Origin of the sequence: Ornithinimicrobium cerasi (assembly GCF_003702705.1) — a bacterium.
In the GTDB taxonomy this organism is placed as follows: domain Bacteria; phylum Actinomycetota; class Actinomycetes; order Actinomycetales; family Dermatophilaceae; genus Ornithinicoccus; species Ornithinicoccus cerasi.
The window spans coordinates 369,632-388,269 of record NZ_QZMN01000001.1 but is presented as its reverse complement, the minus strand read 5'-3'; the positions used below and the strand labels follow the sequence as shown (position 1 = coordinate 388,269).

The 18,638-nt window shown below is 71.8% G+C and carries 16 protein-coding genes, 3 tRNA genes and 1 pseudogene; 11 read left to right on the top strand and 9 right to left on the bottom strand.

Annotation, left to right across the window (positions count from 1 at the left end; translation table 11 throughout):
- Positions 1-102: 102 nt before the first annotated feature.
- The 3 genes and pseudogenes from D4B81_RS19275 to D4B81_RS01820 form a co-directional block, all read left to right on the top strand.
- Positions 103-393: pseudogene (locus D4B81_RS19275) on the top strand (site-specific integrase); the annotation flags it as partial.
- A gap of 65 nt (positions 394-458) precedes the next feature.
- Positions 459-1,220, top strand: a complete 762-nt coding sequence (locus tag D4B81_RS01825; RefSeq protein ID WP_202613524.1) for a tyrosine-type recombinase/integrase — start codon at positions 459-461, stop codon at positions 1,218-1,220.
- A gap of 67 nt (positions 1,221-1,287) precedes the next feature.
- Positions 1,288-1,593, top strand: coding sequence for a hypothetical protein (locus D4B81_RS01820; protein ID WP_202613523.1), 306 nt, complete (start codon positions 1,288-1,290; stop codon positions 1,591-1,593).
- 5 nt (positions 1,594-1,598) lie between these two features.
- Here D4B81_RS01820 and D4B81_RS01815 read toward each other — a convergent pair whose 3' ends face one another.
- Complete coding sequence (locus D4B81_RS01815) at positions 1,599-2,012, bottom strand: helix-turn-helix domain-containing transcriptional regulator (protein WP_122260795.1); 414 nt, start codon at positions 2,010-2,012, stop codon at positions 1,599-1,601.
- An 824-nt stretch (positions 2,013-2,836) separates the two neighbouring features.
- Between D4B81_RS01815 and D4B81_RS17950 the strand changes: the two genes are divergently transcribed.
- From D4B81_RS17950 to D4B81_RS01805, 4 genes are all read left to right on the top strand, one after another.
- Entirely contained in the window at positions 2,837-3,001 is a 165-nt protein-coding gene (locus tag D4B81_RS17950) for a hypothetical protein (protein ID WP_161964958.1), read from the top strand.
- A gap of 29 nt (positions 3,002-3,030) precedes the next feature.
- Positions 3,031-3,207: a hypothetical protein gene (locus D4B81_RS17945; protein ID WP_161964957.1), complete on the top strand. Its 177-nt coding sequence runs from the start codon at positions 3,031-3,033 to the stop codon at positions 3,205-3,207.
- 83 nt (positions 3,208-3,290) lie between these two features.
- Entirely contained in the window at positions 3,291-3,488 is a 198-nt protein-coding gene (locus D4B81_RS01810; protein ID WP_122260794.1) for a hypothetical protein, read from the top strand.
- Positions 3,472-3,810, top strand: coding sequence for a type II toxin-antitoxin system PemK/MazF family toxin (locus D4B81_RS01805; protein ID WP_122260793.1), 339 nt, complete (start codon positions 3,472-3,474; stop codon positions 3,808-3,810). Before D4B81_RS01810 ends, D4B81_RS01805 begins: the two co-directional genes overlap by 17 nt.
- Before the next feature lie 241 nt (positions 3,811-4,051).
- On the opposite strand, the gene D4B81_RS01800 is transcribed toward D4B81_RS01805, so the two are convergent.
- The 4 genes from D4B81_RS01800 to D4B81_RS01785 form a co-directional block, all read right to left on the bottom strand.
- A tRNA-Val gene (locus D4B81_RS01800) sits at positions 4,052-4,123 on the bottom strand.
- Between the two features lie 26 nt (positions 4,124-4,149).
- Positions 4,150-4,220, bottom strand: a tRNA-Cys gene (locus D4B81_RS01795).
- A gap of 30 nt (positions 4,221-4,250) precedes the next feature.
- Positions 4,251-4,323, bottom strand: a tRNA-Gly gene (locus D4B81_RS01790).
- 89 nt (positions 4,324-4,412) lie between these two features.
- The gene (locus tag D4B81_RS01785) at positions 4,413-5,363 is read right to left on the bottom strand and encodes a YihY/virulence factor BrkB family protein (protein WP_161964956.1); all 951 of its coding nucleotides are present in this window, start codon (positions 5,361-5,363) and stop codon (positions 4,413-4,415) included.
- A gap of 76 nt (positions 5,364-5,439) precedes the next feature.
- Here D4B81_RS01785 and glgX point away from each other — a divergent pair, with 76 nt between their 5' ends.
- Positions 5,440-7,569, top strand: a complete 2,130-nt coding sequence (gene glgX, locus D4B81_RS01780; RefSeq protein WP_122260791.1) for a glycogen debranching protein GlgX — start codon at positions 5,440-5,442, stop codon at positions 7,567-7,569.
- Between the two features lie 34 nt (positions 7,570-7,603).
- Here glgX and D4B81_RS01775 read toward each other — a convergent pair whose 3' ends face one another.
- The gene (locus D4B81_RS01775; protein ID WP_122260854.1) at positions 7,604-8,515 is read right to left on the bottom strand and encodes a polyphosphate kinase 2 family protein; all 912 of its coding nucleotides are present in this window, start codon (positions 8,513-8,515) and stop codon (positions 7,604-7,606) included.
- Positions 8,516-8,555: 40 nt separating this feature from the next.
- Here D4B81_RS01775 and D4B81_RS01770 point away from each other — a divergent pair, with 40 nt between their 5' ends.
- Positions 8,556-9,212, top strand: coding sequence for a dihydrofolate reductase family protein (locus tag D4B81_RS01770; RefSeq protein WP_161964955.1), 657 nt, complete (start codon positions 8,556-8,558; stop codon positions 9,210-9,212).
- Between the two features lie 41 nt (positions 9,213-9,253).
- Here D4B81_RS01770 and D4B81_RS01765 read toward each other — a convergent pair whose 3' ends face one another.
- From D4B81_RS01765 to ligD, 3 genes are read right to left on the bottom strand one after another with little or no spacing between them, the layout of a single operon-like run.
- Positions 9,254-10,432: an alpha/beta hydrolase gene (locus D4B81_RS01765; protein WP_122260789.1), complete on the bottom strand. Its 1,179-nt coding sequence runs from the start codon at positions 10,430-10,432 to the stop codon at positions 9,254-9,256.
- Positions 10,432-11,514, bottom strand: coding sequence for an ATP-dependent DNA ligase (locus D4B81_RS01760; protein ID WP_122260853.1), 1,083 nt, complete (start codon positions 11,512-11,514; stop codon positions 10,432-10,434). Before D4B81_RS01760 ends, D4B81_RS01765 begins: the two co-directional genes overlap by 1 nt.
- Positions 11,515-11,518: 4 nt before the next feature.
- Positions 11,519-12,619: a non-homologous end-joining DNA ligase gene (gene ligD / locus D4B81_RS01755; protein ID WP_122260788.1), complete on the bottom strand. Its 1,101-nt coding sequence runs from the start codon at positions 12,617-12,619 to the stop codon at positions 11,519-11,521.
- Positions 12,620-12,731: 112 nt separating this feature from the next.
- Between ligD and D4B81_RS01750 the strand changes: the two genes are divergently transcribed.
- A complete protein-coding gene (locus tag D4B81_RS01750) occupies positions 12,732-13,136 on the top strand; it encodes a helix-turn-helix domain-containing protein (RefSeq protein WP_202613522.1) in 405 nt (134 codons plus the stop codon).
- A 121-nt stretch (positions 13,137-13,257) separates the two neighbouring features.
- Positions 13,258-18,591 carry a cell wall-binding repeat-containing protein gene (locus D4B81_RS01745; protein ID WP_122260787.1) on the top strand — a complete coding sequence of 1,778 codons (5,334 nt, stop codon included), beginning with the start codon at positions 13,258-13,260 and terminating at the stop codon, positions 18,589-18,591.
- The last annotated feature ends 47 nt before the right edge of the window (positions 18,592-18,638 follow it).

Sequence of the window (18,638 nt, the reverse complement as noted above, 5' to 3'; positions counted from 1 at the left end):
GGGTTTTGACGCCGTTGTTCCTCGTATGTTCCTCGAAAGGCGATACTGGGAGGACACAAGTTGACTCGCAGGGACCATCAGTCCAGACGTGGGTTCGGGCGTGTGGAGCGGCTCAAGTCGGGGCGCTACCGGGCTGCCTACACCGGCCCCGACGGTCGTCTCTACCGGGCGCCGATGACGTTCGACGCGAAGGACGACGCCATCGCCTGGCTGTCCGCGCGCCGAGCCGAGATCGGGATGGAGGTCTGGGCGCCCCAGGCCGCTGCTCAAGGGGCACGGCGACGGGAGTCCCCGACGTTCCGCGCGTACGCCGAGCTGTGGCTGGAGACCCGCCGGACGCGGGGGCGCGAGCTGCGCCCGACGACCGGCCAGCAGTATCGGATGCTGCTGGAGCGGTTCATCTACCCGACGTTCGGCGAGGAGCGCATCGACCGGATCTCGCACGAGGACGTCAACGCGTGTACGACCAGGTGGCCCCGGGCCGGGACACCGTCAGGGCGCAGGCGTACAGCCTGCTGCGCACGATCCTCGCCGGAGCCGCGTCCGTGCGGCCCACTCCCCTCATCCCGTACAACCCGGCGCACATCCGCGGCGCCGGGAACGCCAGGCGGGCCCACCACGTGGAGCCGGCGACCCTGACCGAGCTCCAGACGATCGTCACGGAGCTGCCCGACCGCTACCGTCTGATGGCTCTGCTCGCCGCATGGTGTGCGCTCCGCTTCGGAGAGCTGGCCGAGCTACGCCGCGGTGACGTCGACCTGCGGACCGGCCGTGTCAAGGTCCGTCGTGGCGTGGTGCGCGTCGGCGGCGAGTTCATCATCGGCCCACCCAAGAGCGACGCGGGCGTGCGCGACGTCGCGATCCCGCCGCATCTGCTCGCCACGGTCAAGACCCATCTGTCTCAGCACACCGCGACCGGCAAGGATGCGCTGCTCTTCCCCGCCGCGGCCGACAGCGACCGGCACATGGCGCCGTCGACGCTCTACAAGGTCTACTACCCAGCGAGGAAGGCCGCCGGCCGACCGGACCTGCGCTGGCACGACCTGCGCCATACCGGCGCCGTCCTCGCTGCCCAGACCGGCGCAACCCTCGCCGAGCTCATGAGCCGGCTCGGCCACTCGACGCCCGGCGCGGCGATGCGCTACCAGCACGCCGCCGCCGACCGTGACGCCGAGATCACGCGGCGGTTGTCCGAGCTGCACGGCAGGACGACGCCGTGATGAGTCCCGATCGGCGTGGTCCCGCCGCGAAGCGCTCGACTCCTACCCGGCCGGCGTCCGCGCCAAGATGCGCGCCGCACTGGTGGCCGTCGCGAGCGCTCCACCGAAGCGCTTCGCCGGCGGCGGGTACTGGGAGGCGATGAAGGGTGACATGAGCGGCTGGTTCGAGGTGCGGATAGACGGGCCGGGACGTCACCACTACCGGCTCTTCTGCCTCCTCGACTACGAGGCCAAGGACGAGGACAAGCCGCTACTGGTCGTCGTCGACGGGCGGGACAAGCCGTTCCGGACGACGTTGTCGGATGCCGACTACGCCGCGGTCCGCAGGCTGGGCGTGGAGTACCGCAAGCGGAACCCGCGGTCCGTGGTCTGACGGCGTCAGGCGGGAATCCTCGTTCTGGGGCTACGCAACTTGTTGAGGTGCTCGGCAAGCTTTATCGGGTCAGCTGTCCGGCCCTCGAGCAAGGCCTGGGTGATCTGGCCGCGCTCGGCCTGGGGAATCGGCTCGACGGTGATGCGCAACCCGAGGGAAGCCGCCACCTCGGCCAACGTGCCCAGGGTCGGGTTGGCGCTTTCGGAGGACAGCAGACGACGGATGGTCGCTGGCTCCTTTCGGATGGCCCGCGCCAGCTCCGCCTTGGACATTCCGGCAGCCTCGCGCGCGTCGTTGATGGCGTTGACGACCGAGTCGATGGTCGAGATCCGCATGGACTCCACGACGTACTCGCGGAGGAACTCCGGGTCCTGCAGGTCGCGGCTCAGGTCGTCCCAGAACGCGGTGTGCTTGCTCATACCCTCCCCTTCCTGATCACCCACTAACCGTAACATAAACGCTACGTACGGGGCTGGTCGAAGAGGGCCCAGTGCCGCCGACCTCTGGTCTGAGCAGCCATCGCGGGGCCTCGATGTCGCCCAGCACCACCCCTCCGCTACCAACTTTCTCAGGGACGTGCCCGACTTTCTTGGGGGCGTGGCTCTGACCTGCGGTGATACTGACGGAGGCGGCCGGGTCGGAAAGTTCGCCCACACCCAGGGGGGGCGCTCCCGGGAGCGCTGGGGGCGCGCTGTGACCTGCAGAAACGTCGGCCACTGGACCGAAGGAGGCTGGCCAGCCGAGCTGCGGGGGGGACGCTGCTGGGGGCGCTTGGGAGGGGCGAATCCGGGAGCGCACTCACGTCATCGTCTGGGCCACATCGACGCGGTGTGGAAGGAGACGACGATGAGCGTAGCGATCTGTCTTGGGGTGGACACCCACGAACGACCGCCCATGCGGTGGGCGCGGGACCGCTGGCATGACTGGGGCCGGACGGAACCGGGCCTCTTGGTGGTCGCCGACCTGCTCGACCTGCCGGGCTGGCTGGCTCAGACGGCACCTGAAGGGCGCGATGAGGTGCTGGCGGCCCTGGCACGGACGGCCGAGCACGACGTGGTGGCGGTCTCGGTGATCACGTGGCTCCTGGTGCCTGGAGCGGTGAACCTGGCACGGCAGCTGGCGGACCTCCCGCGATGTCGACGCTCTAGTCGCCGGACAGCTGTGGTTGACGGTTCGGTCCTACCGTGGCGACCCGTCCAGGAGGGTCGCAGCCACGCTTCTGGCCCGGACACGACGGGAGGTGATGGCCGACCTCGGTGTCGGTGAGGCGGCCGTGCGTCGTGACCGTGTCTGGGCGTCGGCGGTCCCGATGGGGACGGTCCCGGAGGTGCTCGACCTCGAGACCGTGCCGGACCCCGAGCGCGAGCTGGCCGAGCTTCTCGAGGACGCTACCCGCTCGGCGCCCTGACCCGCGAGGACCGAGCCCTGCTCCTGGACGTGGCCCGGGAGGCGGCGCGGCTCAACGTACCGGCGCGACGGGGCCGGGGCGGCCTGATGACCCCGTCGGTGGCCGAGCTGGTCGCCGAGGACCACGCAGCATCGGCACGGACGGTCCGGCGCCGGGCAGCCAGAGCCGTCGCCGGCCTCCAGTCGTTCCACCGGGCGACCCCGTGACCCACCCCTGCGCCAGCCGAGACCTCCGCTTGCCTGCCAAATGTGTGTAGACGGATCCGTCTACACCGGACTACGCTGATCTCATGGGTGAGACGACGACGATCCGTATCAGTCGGGACACGCACGCACAGGTGACCCGGCTCGCGGCCGAGCGCCACGAGACGATCGACGAGACCGTGAGCAACGCGATCCGAGTGCTCCGCCAGGACGCCATGGGGCGCGACCTTGCGGCTGGCCTCACGGCCGAAGAGAGTGCGTGGCTGGATGCTGACGCCGGGTGATGTCGTCGAGCTCGATCTCGGCATGCCCTCGGGCAGCGAGGCGGGACTTCGGCGCCCGGCCATCGTGGTGACAGCCCATCGGGTCTTGCGGGGGGAACCGAACGTCGTCCAGGTCGTTCCCCTGACCCGGACGCTGCGTCACAGCAGCACCGAGGTGCTCATCGATCCCGACGAGGGAAATCGGCTGGTGGCGCGCTCGTCGGCGCAGTGCCAGCATGTGCGCTCCGTCGCCACGACACGCATTCACAAACGCACGGGAAACGTCGGCCCGGTCGTCCTCGGCGAAGTCCGCGAGACGCTTGCGCTGCTCATGGATCTGTGACTGACCGCGCGGGATGGCTTCCGGTCGGTCACTTAAGAAGCCCACTGAATCGGGGGCTCAGCGGCTGGGACCGTTACCCTTCGACGGCAACCGCCGCCGAAGCACACACGACTCTCCACTGAACCCGGGGCGGTTCACCGCTTGACCACTCCGTGAGCGGCCACGCCGGGGCATTCCCCACACACCACCAAACGAAAGGCCCTGACCGGCGTTTCCGCTGGTCAGGGCCTTTCGTATGTAGTGGGCGATACTGGGTTTGAACCAGTGACCTCTTCCGTGTCAAGGAAGCGCGCTACCACTGCGCCAATCGCCCGTGGTCGGGGTGTGACCTGTCCTGCGAGGTGGCGACGGGATTTGAACCCGTGTAGACGGCTTTGCAGGCCGTTGCCTCGCCTCTCGGCCACGCCACCATGTGAGGCACCTCGGTGGTGCTGCCTCCGAGCGGACGACCGGCCTCGAACCGGCGACCTCAACCTTGGCAAGGTTGCGCTCTACCAACTGAGCTACGTCCGCCTGCGTTCACCGTGTCGGTGACGCGAGAGGAAACATTAGCCGACCGACCGGCGGAGTCAAAATCCGGCCGGGCCCGCGTGTCACGGCGCTCAACCGGCCCGACGCTCCTCCCACCACCCGTGCAATCGCGCCCGGGGACCTCGGTACTCCGGCGGCGGCCACAGCCGTCGGATCGCCGAGTTGAGGGCCGCCCCGACCAGCACCGCCAGAGCCGTGAAGTACAGCCACACGAGCAGAACGATGGGTGCGGTGAGAGGTCCGAAGAGGGAGGTGCCACCCGAGGCGCGCTCTGCCCACTCCCGGATCGCGACCGAGGACCCCACCCACAGCAAGACCGCCAGCAGGGCGCCGGGCAGGTCGCGCAGGTACGGCGAGCGCTGCGGCGTCGCGACGTGGAAGAGCGCGGTGAGGCTCGCGATGCCCAGCAGCGCGACCACGGGCCAGTACCCGGTCGCCAGCAGGTCCAAACGTTCCGGCAGCCACCGCCGCACGTACTCGGGTCCCACGAGCACCAGCGGCAGCGTGATCCCCATGACCACCAAGCTGACCAGGTATGCCGTGAGGCTGAGCAGGCGCGTCCGCACCGGACCGCGGTCCCCACCCTGGCCGTACATGATCGCGATCGTGTCGAGGAGGACACGCAGCGCCCGGGACCCTGACCAGAGCGAGACGAGGAACCCCACCGACAGGACGTCCACCCGTCCCGCACCCAGCGTCTCGGCGAACGTGGGCATGATGAGCTCATCGACCGTCTCCGGTGTCAGGAAGCGCCGGGACCACGTCTCCAGGGCCTCGCTCACCCGCAGCAGGAGGTCGGGCCCGAACCACTCGGACGCGAAGCCGGCGCCCGCCACCACCGCCAGCAGCAGCGGCGGGAGGCAGAGCAGGGCGAAGTAGGCCGCCTCGGCGGCCAGCCCGCCGGCCCGGTGGCGGCCGGCCACCAGCGCCGTCTCGGCCACCAGCCGGGCGGCCGGCACCGCCCCCGGCACCGGGGCCAGCAACCTGCGCACCCGCTGCCGCGTCGTGGGGCGCTCGGTCACGCGATCACCGTAGACTGTCCGACCGGCGACGACGTGGTCCCCACGCCTCATCACCCCTACCCCCTGAAAGGGACCCATGGACGTCTGGCCCGGAAGCGCCTACCCCCTCGGAGCGACCTACGACGGACGCGGAGTCAACTTCGCGATCTTCTCCGAGAACGCGACCGCCGTGGACCTGTGCCTCATCGGCGAGCGCGCCAACGAGGTCGTCGTCCCCCTCACCGAGGTAGACGCGCACGTCTGGCACGGCTACATCCCCAACTGCCAGCCCGGTCAGCGCTACGGCTACCGCGTGCACGGACCCCACGCCCCCCAGGAGGGCCACCGCTTCAACCCGCACAAGCTGCTGCTCGACCCCTACGCGAAGGCGATCAGCGGGCAGATCCGCAACCACCAGGGGCTCTTCGGCTACGACTTCGGCGACCCGAACTCCTTCAACACCGACGACTCGGCGCTGCACACGATGCTCTCGGTCGTCGTGAACCCCTTCTTCGACTGGGGCCACGACCGCCCCCCGCGCCACGCCTACGCCGACTCCGTCATCTACGAGACGCACGTGCGCGGCCTGACGATGAACCACCCCGGGGTCCCGCCGGAGATCCGCGGCACCTACGCCGGCGTCGCCCACCCCGACGTCATCGACCACCTCACCCGGCTCGGGGTCACCGCCGTCGAGCTGCTGCCCGTGCACCAGTTCGTCAACGACCCCCACCTGCAGGAGAAGGGACTGTCGAACTACTGGGGCTACAACACCATCGGCTTCCTGGCCCCGCACAACGGCTACTCCGCCTTCGGGCACCGGGGGCAGCAGGTCACCGAGTTCAAGTCGATGGTCAAGGCGCTCCACGAGGCCGACATCGAGGTCATCCTCGACGTCGTCTACAACCACACCGCAGAGGGCAACCACCTCGGGCCCACGCTGTCCTTCCGCGGCATCGACAACGCCAGCTACTACCGCCTCGTCGACGAGGACCGGGCTCACTACTACGACACCACCGGCACCGGCAACAGCCTGCTCATGCGCAGCCCCCACGTCCTGCAGCTCATCATGGACTCGCTGCGCTACTGGGTCACCGAGATGCACGTCGACGGCTTCCGGTTCGACCTCGCGGCCACCCTGGCCCGGCAGTTCCACGAGGTGGACAAGCTGTCGGCGTTCTTCGACCTCGTGCAGCAGGACCCGGTCATCTCACAGGTCAAGCTGATCGCCGAGCCCTGGGACCTCGGCGACGGCGGCTACCAGGTGGGCAACTTCCCCCCGCTGTGGACCGAGTGGAACGGCAAGTACCGCGACACCGTGCGCGACTTCTGGCGCGGCAAGCCGGCCACCATGGGCGAGTTCGCCAGCCGGCTGACCGGCTCCTCCGACCTCTACGAGCACAGCGGTCGCCGCCCGATCGCCTCGGTCAACTTCATCACCGCCCACGACGGCTTCACGCTGCGCGACCTCGTCTCCTACAACGAGAAGCACAACGCGGCCAACGGCGAGGGCGGCAACGACGGCGAGGCCCACAACCGCTCCTGGAACTGCGGCGTCGAGGGCCCCACCGACGACCCCGGCGTCAGCGCCCTCCGGCTGCGCCAGCAGAAGAACTTCCTCGCCACGCTGCTCCTCAGCCAGGGCGTCCCCATGCTCGCCCACGGCGACGAGATGGGACGCACCCAGCTGGGCAACAACAACGTCTACTGCCAGGACAACGAGCTGGCCTGGATGGACTGGGAGCTCGACCCCGAGGAGCACGACCTGCTCGACTTCACGAGCCAGCTCATCCGGCTCCGCCGCGAGCACCGTGTCTTCCGCCGGCGCCGCTTCTTCGCCGGGGACGCCGACCACGGCGGGCAGAGCGACCTGGGTGACATCGTCTGGTACGCCCCCGACGCCTCGGAGATGCCGCCCCAGGGCTGGCACCAGAACGAGCAGGCCGTGATGGTCTTCCTCAACGGGGAGGCGATCACCGAGAAGGACCAGCGCGGCCGAGCCGTCATGGACGACCACTTCCTCCTGCTCTTCAACGGCCACCACGAGCCGGTGCCGTTCACCGTGCCGGACGGCATCGACACGACCACCTGGCGGGTCGTGGTCGACACCAGCGGTGACGACATCGACGACTCGATCCCGTGGGAGACGGGATCCACCCACGAGATGCCCGGTCGCGCCGTCGTCGTCCTCCAGGCCACGCCGCAGCCGGAGCTCCAGCACGGCTGAGCCGAACCCCGCGCACCCACCGGCCCGAGGGCGGTCACAGGCCGGTCAGCCGCTCCTTCTCGCCCTCGACGTCGAAGTCGGCCTCGGGCCAGCGCAGGTCCAGACCGCGCAGGTGCTCCAGGAGCAGCTGCTGGACGGCCAGCCGGGCGTACCACTTCCGGTCCGCGGGCACGACGTACCACGGCGCGTGCTCGGGGCTGCAGCGCTCGAGCAGCGCCTGGTAGGCCTCCTGGTAGGCGTCCCAGTGCGCGCGCTCGTCCAGGTCACCCGGGTTGTACTTCCAGTGCTTGTCGGGGCGGTCCAGCCGCTCCTGGAGCCGCGCCTTCTGTTCGTCGGGGGAGATGTGGAGCATCACCTTGATCAGGGTGACGTCCTCCTCGACGAGCCCCTTCTCGAAGGTGTTGATCGTGCCGTACCGGCGCTTCCACTGCGCGGGCGGCACCAGGTCGTGCACCCGCACGACCAGGACGTCCTCGTAGTGGCTGCGGTCGAAGACCCCGATCATCCCCGGCCCGGGCAGCGCCCGCCTGATGCGCCACAGGAAGGGGTGGCGCCGCTCCTCCGCGGTCGGCTGCTTGAAGGCGGTCAGCTCCACCCCCTGCGGGTCGACGGACCCGACGACGTGACGCATGATCCCGCCCTTGCCGGAGGTGTCCATGCCCTGGATGACCAGCAGCAGGCGCCTGCTGCCCCCCGCCCGGCTCATCGCGAAGAGCTGCTCCTGCAGGTGGTCCAGCTCCTCGTCAGCCGCGGCCAGCGCCGACTTCCCGGCCTCCTTGTCGCCGTCGAAGGCCGGTGTCGACCGGGGGTCGACGCCCGCCAGCACGAAACCCTCCCCCACCCGGAGGGCGTCGGTGAACGGTGCCACCGTCGTCAGCGCCGCCGTCCCCTCGGCCCTGCCCCCGCCGTCGTCGGTGCCCTTGACCTTGTCCTTCTTCTTCGCCATCGCGCCATCGTGGCACGTCACGGGCGTCACCGCCCGCGCCGTGAGCGATGATGCCGGGGTGACGCGCACCGGCACCGGTCCCCTGACCCCCGACGAACTCGCCGACTGGTATGCCGCACCGCCCGACCTCGGGTCCCGCCCCTGGGTGCGAGCCGGCTTCATCACGACCCTGGACGGGCGCACGACGGGGCCCGACGGGCGCAGCGGGACCCTCAACGCCGGCTCCGACGGCGACCACGCGGCCTTCGACCACCTCCGGGCCTGGGCGGACGTCGTTGTCGTCGGTGCGGGGACGGTGCGTGCGGAGGGCTACCGGCCGTTGCGGGGCACCGCGCTGGCGGTGGTCTCGAGCGGGGAGGTCCTGCCGGAGACCCTGCGCGGGCCCGCCGGACCGGACGCCGGCGAGGTGGTCCTCGTCAGCGGCCACGGGCGCACGCTCGGCGCCCGCGAGGCCCTCGACGCCGTCCTCGCCCACGGCTGGCGGCGGGTCGTCGTGGAGGGCGGCGCCTCGCTCCTGGCGAGCTGGCTGGCAGAGGGCGTCGTCGACGAGCTGTGCGTGACCGTCCGGCCGGTCCTCGCCGGGGGCGCGGGGCCGCTGCTCGTCCCCCCGTCCCTCACCTTCGCCGACCTGCGCGGCACCCCGACCCACCTCCTCCTCTGGGGCGGGGACGTCCTCGTCCGGACGGTGCTGCGCTGAGGACCACTGCCTCGCCCCCCGCCTGCCCCACCCCACCGGGGTCAGCGCAGGAAGGAGGCGACGAGGTCCTCCCACAACGAGGTGTTGGTGTTCCACTCCTGGCAGTGCCGCGCGCTCGGCCACACGAACGTGTGCACCAGTCCGGGCCGCCGCCGGGCCAGGTCCTGGGACGGCCCGAAGGGCACGGTCTCGTCGGTGGCGGAGTGGATGATGAAGATCCGGTGGCTGACCTCGTCGGCCCGGTCGACCCAGTTGGTGGCCGCCACGTCCACCGGCTCGGCGATCCGCAGCAGGTGCCGGGAGGCCCGGCTGCGCATCAGGCTGCGGGCGAGGTGGTCGATGGGTCTGGGGATGAGGTGCAGCTCGGCCTGGTGGGCGAGCACCGACCCCCAGTCGATCACCGGGCCGTCCAGCACGACCCGGTGCACCCGGTGGGCGACGTCCGAGCGGTTCAGCGCCTGCAGCACGATCGCCCCACCCATCGACCAGCCCACCAGGACGAGCCGGCGCGCCCCGTGCGCGAGGGCGAAGCGCATCGCGGCGTCCACGTCCCGCCACTCCGACAACCCCAGGCTGTAGCGTCCGTCGGTGCTCGGCGGGGCACCGATGTCGTTGCGGTACATGGGGACCAGCGAGGTGAACCCGAGCCGGTGCAGCACCGGCAGCGCGCGCAGGGTCTCCTCCCGCATCGCGCTGCGCCCGTGCACGAGGATCGCCCAGTCTCCGGTGTCGGCCTCCGGCGGGGGCGGCACCCGCCACGTCGGCAGGTCGCCCACGTCGGAGGTGACCAGGACGTCCTCATAATCCAGGTCGAGCGCCGAACCCGGTGTGCCGCAGTAGAAGTACTTGTTCCATCGCGCCGGTCCGGGGACCAGTTCTCCCGAGTCGACACCGAGGACCGGGCGGGTCACGGTGGCCGTTCGCCCCGTCCCCTCGGTCCCGAGCACGTCGCCCAGCCGGGCGTGCCCCGCCCCGCCCTGCAGCCACAACCCGTAGCGTCCCCGGGCGGTGGTGTCCGGGGTGGCGCGAAGGGTGACCGTCCCCTCGTCCGCGGCCACCGCGACGACCGTGCTGTCGTCCTTCTTCTCGTGCTCCGGCGTGATGATCCGGTGGGCGAAGTAGGTGGCCGTCCCCATGGACACCGCCCCGCCCAGCGCCGCGCCCCCGGCCACTCCGGCGCCCACGGCCACGGCGCGGCGCACCGCCGGGTGCGCGGTCATCACCGCACCCCCAGCACCGCGGACAGGTCGTGGTCGGTCGGCCGGTCGAGCTGGTCGTAGGTGCAGCTCTTCGGGTCCCGGTCCGGCCGCCACCGCACCAGGTGAGCGATGTGCCGGAAGCGCTCCCCCTCCAGGTAGTCGTAGCGCACCTCCGCCACCCGTTCGGGCCGCAGCGGCACGAACGAGAGATCCTTGCCGGCGTTCCACCGCGACCCAGCGTTCTTCTGCGGCGTGCGCTCCCCCTCCAGCTGCGCCGCCCAGTCCCACGGATGTCCGTCGAGCGTGGTGACGAGCGGCTCCAGCTCGGCGAGGAGCTCACGGCGCCGGGCCATCGTGAACGACGCGGCCACCCCCACGCTGCTCAGCACCCCCCGCTCGTCGTAGAGACCCAGCAGCAGGGAGCCCACGGCGTCCTCCCCGCTCTTGTGCAGGCGGTAGCCGGCCACGACGCAGTCGGCCGTCCGCTCGTGCTTGAGCTTGACGAGGACCCGCTTGTTGGGCTCGTAGACCCCGGCGGGGTCCTTGGCGATGATCCCGTCGAGACCGGCGCCCTCGAACTCGGCGAACCACCGCATCGCCACCTCCTCGTCGGCGGTGATCGGGGACAGGTGCACCGACGGCCCCACGGCCGAGGGGCTCAGCCACCCGAGCGCCTCCTCCAGCCGCGCCCGGCGGGCGGAGAACGGCATACCCGTGAGGTCCTCGTCCCCCAGCGCGAGCAGGTCGAACGCGACGAACGCGGCCGGGGTCTGCGCGGCGAGCATGCGCACCCGCGAGTCTGCCGGGTGGATCCGCTGCTGGAGGGCCTCGAAGTCCAGCCGCCGCCCGTCCGCAGTGGTCACGACGATCTCGCCGTCGACGACGCACCGCTGCGGCAGGTCACGCAGGATCGCCTCCACGAGCTCGGGGAAGTAGCGGGTGAGCGGCTTCTCGTTGCGGCTGCCGAGCACCACCTCGTCACCGTGGCGGAAGACGATCGAGCGGAAGCCGTCCCACTTCGGGTCGTACCACCAGCCGGTGGGCAGGCTCCGGCCGGGCTTGGCCAGCATCGGGCTCACGGGCGGCAGCAGCGGCAGGTGCACGTCGTCAGTCTGCCCCACCCTGCTGGTGCGGACGCGTCTCGGGCTCGACGCGGTTGCCCTGCTCGTCCCAGTGCTCGGCCACCTTCTTGCTCGGCTGCACCCGCGGCGGCTCCCCGGGCATCTTGGGGTGGTCGGGCGGGAAGCTGAGCTCGCCCAGCCCGCGCTCGAGGTCCGCCTGCCAGAGGGCGTAGGCACCGGCGACCTCGCCAGGCTGGTCGTGCATCCCCTCCCACGCGTCCCCGTGCTCGGCGAGCCACCCGGGGACGGTGTGGACGGTCAGCTCCGACGGACGCACCGCCACCAGCTCCTCCCAGGTCACCGGGACCGACACGGGGGCGCCGGGCAGGATCCGCGGGCTCCACGCCGCCGCCAGGGTGCGGTCGCGCGTCGCCTGGTTGAAGTCGACGAAGATCCGCTCGCCCCGCTCCTCCTTCCACCACGCCGTGGTCACGAGGTCGGGCATCCGGCGCTCCAGCTCGCGGGCCAGCCCGATGACGGCGTGCCGCACCTCGAGGAACTCCAGCTCCGGCCGGACCGGCGCGAACACGTGGACCCCGCGGCTCCCGGTGGTCTTGGCGAAGGGGGTCAGGCCGGCCTCCAGCATCACCTCGCGCAGCCCGAGCGCCGCCTCGACGACGTCGGCGAAGGCGCGGCCCGGCTGGGGGTCAAGGTCGATCCGCAGCTCGTCGGGGTGGTCGTTGTCACCGCTGCGCACCGGCCAGGGATGCCAGGTCACCGTGCCCATCTGCGCCGTCCACAGCAGCGTGGCCTCGTCGTCGACCACCAGCTGCGGGTGGCGGCGGCCGGACGGATAGGTCACCTCCGTCGTCCGCGACCACGCGGGCACGCCCTTCGGCGGGTTCTTGGAGTAGAACTCCTCCCCCTCGATCCCGCCCCGCACCCGCTGGAGGGTGACCGGACGGTCCGCCAGGGCCCTCAGCATCGGCCCCGCCACCGCACCCAGGTATGCCGCCAGGTCGGCCTTGGTGATGGCCTCCCCCTGGTCGGTGGCCGGCCAGACGACCTTGTCGGGGCTGGTGAGGCGCACCTCCACCGGCTCGCCGTCGGGTCCGGTCGCCTCGAGCGTCGTCGCGTCCGCAGCCATGGACGTCAACCTAGTCGGCGACGCCCCCGTGATCCACGACGTCGACGGCCCGCGCCCGGCAAAGTTCCCCCCGGAGACCCACGTGGATGCCAGCATCGCTAGCATCGCCACCATGGCGACGGTGACGGTGCGGGGGCTCGACGAGGAGGTCCGCCGCCGGCTGAAGGTCCGGGCGGCGGCCAACAACCGGTCGATGGAGGCGGAGGCCAGGGCGATCCTGACGGGGGCCGTCTGTCCCGCGGACCCCGCGGAACCCGCGGAACCCGCGGACCCGGCGGGCCGGCCGGTGGCGGCACCGGTGACGCGGGTGAAACCCGCCGGTGGTCGCCTCACGCACCGGGAGGACCGTGTCGCCGGCCTCGTCGCGGAGGGGATGACCAACCGGCAGATCGCCGCGATGCTCTTCCTCTCCGAGCGCACGGTGGAGGGCCACGTCAGCACGATCCTGCGCAAGCTGGGGTTCCACCGTCGCTCCACCGTCGCCAGCTGGTACGTGACCCGCAGCTCCGCACCCTGACCTGTCCGCGCGGGGGTGGTTCCACGGGTACCGGCAGACCGCGACGCGCCACTAGGTTCTGTCGTAGGCGTGGTCGGCCGGGGAGGGGCCTCGGTGCTGCACACGCAGGACGGGGCTCCTCATGCCGCTGCACGCCAAGGACCGGGACGCGCGACGACCGCGGGCTGCGAGACGACGCTGGGTAGCGTCGCTGACGGCAGCGGTGATGGTCCTGGGCGGCGGCCTGGCCGCGGGGGCGGCACCAGCGCCTCCGGGGCCTGACCCGGAGCAGAAGCTGCAGGCCGACGTCGTCCAGGAGCTCGAGGACCGCGGGCGTGCCACGGTCCTGGTCAGGTTCGAGGAGCGGGCTGATCTCACCGCCCCGAGCGCGATCGACTCGTGGGAGGAGCGCGGGCAGGCCGTCTACGACGCCCTGCGCAGCACCGCGGAGCAGAGCCAGGCCGCGACGCGTGAGCGGCTCAGCGCGTCGGGTGTGGAGCACACCCCGTACTTCATCAGCAATGCCATCCTCATCCAGGGTGGTGACGAGGACCTCCTGCGCTCGCTCGCGCTCGACCCGGGGGTCGAGGGGGTCTACCTACCCACGGAGTACGACCTGCCTGAGCCGCTGCCCGGCGAGCCGTCCTTCACCGCCGACGACGTCGAGTGGGGCGTGGCCGACATCAACGCCGACGACGTCTGGTCGGGCTACGGGGTGACCGGGGAGGGGATCGTCGTCGCCAACATCGACACCGGGGTGGACTACCAGCACCCGGCGCTCGTCGAGCAGTACCGGGGCAACAACGGCGACGGCACCTTCACCCACGACTACAACTGGTTCGACGCGGGCGGGGTGGGCTCGGACGAGCCGGTCGACCTCGACGCCCACGGAACGCACACGATGGGCACCATGGTCGGCGACGACGGGGGCGCCAACCAGATCGGCGTCGCGCCGGGGGCACGCTGGATCGCCGCCAACGGCTGCTGCCCGTCCGACGCGGCGCTCATCGCGGCCGGCGAGTGGCTGCTCGCACCCACGGACCTCGCCGGCGACAACCCGCTCCCCTCGATGCGACCGCACGTCATCAACAACTCGTGGGGCAGCGGTTTCCCGACCAACGACCCGTTCATGGAGGACGTCGCCGAGGCCTGGGCGGCCTCCGGCATCTTCGGGGTGTGGTCCAACGGCAACATGGGGCCCCAGTGCCAGACGTCCGGTTCGCCGGGCAGCCGGATCATCAACTACTCCGTCGGCGCCTACGACATCACGAACACCATCGCCCCCTTCTCCTCCCGCGGCGTCGGCCAGGACGGAGCGGTCAAGCCGGACATCTCGGCGCCGGGGGTGAACGTCCGCTCCTCCGTCCCAGGCGGCGGGTACGAGTCCTTCAGCGGCACCTCCATGGCGGCGCCGCACGTCGGTGGCGCGGTCGCCCTGCTCTGGGCGGCGGCGCCCGACCTCATCGGTGACGTGACCTTCACCCGCGAGCTGCTCGACGGGTCCGCCGTCGACACCCCGGACGAGCAGTGCGGCGGCTCCCCCGGCGACAACAACGTCTACGGCGAGGGACGCCTCGACGCGATCGCGCTGCTGGACTCCGCACCGATCGGCGACACCGGCCGGGTGGCGGGGACCGTCACCGACGCGGCCAGCGCGGAGGCGCTCGCCGGGGCCACCGTCACCCTGCAGGCGGAGCGCACCCGGTCCACCACCACTGCGGCCGACGGCACCTACGGCATCCGCCTCGGCTCCGGCGAGTGGGACGTCACGACGAGCAAGTTCGGCTACCTCCCCGACGCGGCGACCGTCACCGTGCCCGTGGACGACACCGTGGTCCACGACGTCGCGCTGGAGGCCGCGCCGACCGGCATGCTGTCCGGGACCGTGACCGACGGGTCCGGCCAGGGCTACCCGCTCTACGCCCGGATCAGCGTCCAGGGCCAGTCCTCCGTCGGTGCCTACACCGACCCCCTGACCGGTGCCTACACCCTGGACCTCCCGGTGGGCACGCACGTCGTCCGCGCCACCGCCCAGCTGCCCGGCTACCAGGTGGAGTCGCGCGAGGTCGTCGTCGTCGCGGCGGACGGGTCCGTGGCCGACTTCGCGCTGCTCGTCGACCCGGTGACGTGCAGCGCCCCCGGGTACACGCTGGTCCTGGACGGGACCACGGAGACCTACGACTCCCTGGCCCTGCCCGAGGGATGGAGCGTCGAGGACCTGCAGGGCGACGGGCTGGTCTGGCGCTTCGACGACCCGATGGCGATCGGCAACCTCACGGGTGGTCAGGGCGGGTTCGCCGAGGCGAACAGCATGCTCGACGTGGGGTCCGGAGACACGGTCCTCGTCTCGCCACCGCTCGACGCCAGCGCGATGACCACCGTGTCGGTCGTCTACAAGCAGCTCTTCGACACCTTCGGCGGATCCTCCGGCGCCGTCGAGGTCAGCGCGGACGGCGGCATCACCTGGGTCGTCGTCCACGAGGAGACGACCTTCGTCATCGAGGACGAGGTGACGCTCGACGTCACCGACCAGCTCGCGGGTGCCTCCCAGGCCCACGTCCGGTTCCGCTACCAGGACCCGCCGCCGGAGCCCGACCTGCTGTGGCAGGTCGACGACGTCTTCCTCGGCAGCCGCACCTGCGAGCCGCTCGGCGGCGGCCTCGTCGTCGGCTACGTGCAGGACGACCTGGAGGGCGCCGGGATCGTCAACGCCCGGGTCAGCTCCGTCGACAACCCTTCCGACGCCGGCACCAGCCGGGCAACCCCGGACGACCCGGCGCTGGACGACGGCTTCTACTGGCTGCACTCCGAGCTCACCGGCAGTCACCCGTTCCTGGCCACGGCCCGCAACTACGGCACGGACCAGCAGGACGTGACGGTGCTGGAGGGCGCTGTGGCTCGGGCCGACTTCGTGCTCGGCCAGGCGATCCTGGAGATCGACCCCACCTCCCTCACGACGACGGTGGCGCTCGGGGAGGCGGACGGTGGTGAGTTCACCGTCACCAACACCGGCACCAGCACGGCGCAGATCACCTTCACCGAGCGCCGCGGAGACTTTGAGATCCTCCGCGCGGACGGCAGCAGGATGAGCTCCCAGCAGGCTGTCGCCGCTGACGGTGCGCCGCTGGTCAGCAGGCCCGTCGAGGTGTCGGTGGGCTCGTCCGCGCTGCGCGAGGACCTCCGGGAGGCGGCGGCCGCGGCGGCCCCCGCCGACGAGCCGTGGACCGACCTGACCGACCTCCCCGTCCCGGTCACCGGCAACCGCGTCGTGAGTCTCGACGGCGTCTGGTACAGCGTCGGCGGCTTCAGCTTCACCGACTTCCCGGGCCTCTACCGCTACGACGCCCCGGCGTTGGAGTGGCAGCCCCTCGCCGCGCTCCCCGCTCCCGTCGAGCTGCCGCTCGCGGCAGCCGTCGACGGCCGCATCGTCGTGGCCGGCGGCTGGTCGGCGTCCGGTGAGCCGACGTCCGACACCTGGATCTACGACCCGGAGACCGACAGCTGGGCACCGGGTGCGCCGCTGCCGACGCCGGTGTCGTCCATGGGCGTCGCCGTGACGGCCGGTGAGGTCCTCGCGGTGGGCGGGTGCACGACGGGCTTCTGCCTCCCGCTCGTCGACACCGTCCAGGCCTACGACATCGCCAGCGACTCGTGGTCCGTCCGCACGCCCTTCCCCGTGCCGGTCGCCTTCCCCTCGTGCGGCGGCCTGGACGGCGGCGTCGTGTGCGCCGGCGGCATCGACTCGAGCGAGCAGATGCTGGACGCGACGTGGGCCTACGACCCGTCCGCGGACGCCTGGACGTCACGGGCGCCCGCACCGGCGACGCTCTTCGCCCCCGCCGCAGCCAGCGCCAACGGCCAGCTCGTGGCGGTCAGCGGCATCCAGGACGGCCAGCTCACCAACGCCTCGTGGGCCTACGACCCGGTCGCCGACAGCTGGTCGCCCCTGCCGAACGCCAACCACGCGGTCTACCGCGGCGGGGGGGCCTGCGGCTTCCTCCGGGCGGGCGGGCAGGACGACTTCGACCTCGTGTCCTCGGCAGAGCTGCTGCCCGGTCTCGACCTGTGCGCCGAGAGCGGCGCCGACGTGGAGTGGCTCGTCCTGGACACCACCGAGGCCGTCCTGGACCCCGGCCAGAGCGTCACGGTCGGTGTCACCACCGACAGCTCAGCCGTGAACCAGCCCGGCACCTACACCGCCGGCGTCGGCGTCGTGGCCAACGTCCCGGTCACCCCGGCCCCGGTGGACGTCACCATGCACGTGACCCCCCCGCTGTCCTGGGGCAAGGTGACGGGGACGGCATACCTCGAGGACTGCGAGGGCGGCCTGGTCGCCGGGGACTCCGTCGGCATCGACATCACCCCCGTGCGGGAGGGTGTCGGCGACGGCTGGCTCATCATGACCGACCAGGAGGGCGTCTACGCCCGGTGGATCAACACCCAGGTGGGCACCCTGCGGATGACGGCGCTGCTGACCGGTTTCCGGCCCGACCCCCACCTCGTGGACCTGGCGCGGGGTGGCACGGTCGTGCAGGACTTCGCGCTGCTGGACGAGGCCTGCCGCGAGAACCCGGGCCCGGTCCCGCCGGAGGTGATCCGCGTCTCGGGTCTGGACCGCTACGACACGGCGGCTCGGGTCAGCCAGCAGTTCGCCCCGGGCGTCGGAACGGTCTACGTCGCCACCGGTACGGCGTTCCCCGATGCGCTCGCCGCGGCGGCCCGGGCCGGCAGCCTGGGCGGCCCCGTGCTGCTGGTGCGCCCGACCTCGGTGCCCGGCGTCACCGCCACCGAGCTGCGGCGGCTGCAGCCGGACAGGGTCGTCGTCGTCGGGGGCACCCTCGCGGTGTCCGCGGGAGTGGAGAGCTCCCTGCGCACGCTGCTGCCGGACGCCACCGTCGTGCGTCGTGCGGGTGGCGATCGGTACCAGACGGCCGCGCTCATCGCACGGGACCTCCCCGCGGCCGACGTCGTCTACGTGGCGACCGGCGCCGATTTCCCCGACGCTCTGGCCGGGGCGGCGAGGGCCGGGTCCGTCGACGGTCCGGTGCTGCTCGTGCGGCACGGATCCGTGCCGCCGTCGACCCGGGCCGAGCTGCAACGGCTCGCGCCTGACCGCATCGTGGTGCTGGGCGGGACGCTCGCCGTGTCCGACGCGGTCGTCACGGCTCTGGGCTCCTACGGCACGGTGGAACGCGTCGCCGGGGCCAACCGGTACGCCACCGCGGCCGAGGTCTCGAGGGCGCTGGCGACGTCGCAGGACGTCTACATCGCCACCGGTCTGGACTGGCCCGACGCGCTCGCGGGCGCGGCGCGGGCCGGGGCCACCGACTCGCCCGTGCTGCTGGTGCGGACCGGGAGCGTGCCGGGACCGACCTGGGCGGCCCTCGACCGGCTCGAGCCGGGGCGGATCTTCGTCCTCGGCGGCACGCTGGCGGTGCAGGACGGCGTGCTCGAGGAGCTCCGCCTCCCCCGCTAGGGGGATGGACCTGTGGCGGCCGCCGGGCACTCGCCCGGCGGCCGCTA

Excerpts from the sequence above, each read along its gene's own strand:
- D4B81_RS01820 (WP_202613523.1), top strand. The coding sequence starts at position 1,288 with ATGCGCGCCGCACTGGTGGCCGTCGCGAGCGCTCCACCGAAGCGCTTC.
- D4B81_RS01815 (WP_122260795.1), bottom strand. The coding sequence starts at position 2,012 with ATGAGCAAGCACACCGCGTTCTGGGACGACCTGAGCCGCGACCTGCAG.
- D4B81_RS17950 (WP_161964958.1), top strand. The coding sequence starts at position 2,837 with ATGGCCGACCTCGGTGTCGGTGAGGCGGCCGTGCGTCGTGACCGTGTC.
- D4B81_RS01810 (WP_122260794.1), top strand. The coding sequence starts at position 3,291 with ATGGGTGAGACGACGACGATCCGTATCAGTCGGGACACGCACGCACAG.
- D4B81_RS01805 (WP_122260793.1), top strand. The coding sequence starts at position 3,472 with ATGCTGACGCCGGGTGATGTCGTCGAGCTCGATCTCGGCATGCCCTCG.
- glgX (WP_122260791.1), top strand. The coding sequence starts at position 5,440 with ATGGACGTCTGGCCCGGAAGCGCCTACCCCCTCGGAGCGACCTACGAC.
- D4B81_RS01775 (WP_122260854.1), bottom strand. The coding sequence starts at position 8,515 with ATGGCGAAGAAGAAGGACAAGGTCAAGGGCACCGACGACGGCGGGGGC.
- D4B81_RS01765 (WP_122260789.1), bottom strand. The coding sequence starts at position 10,432 with ATGACCGCGCACCCGGCGGTGCGCCGCGCCGTGGCCGTGGGCGCCGGA.
- ligD (WP_122260788.1), bottom strand. The coding sequence starts at position 12,619 with ATGGCTGCGGACGCGACGACGCTCGAGGCGACCGGACCCGACGGCGAG.
- D4B81_RS01750 (WP_202613522.1), top strand. The coding sequence starts at position 12,732 with ATGGCGACGGTGACGGTGCGGGGGCTCGACGAGGAGGTCCGCCGCCGG.
- D4B81_RS01745 (WP_122260787.1), top strand. The coding sequence starts at position 13,258 with ATGCCGCTGCACGCCAAGGACCGGGACGCGCGACGACCGCGGGCTGCG.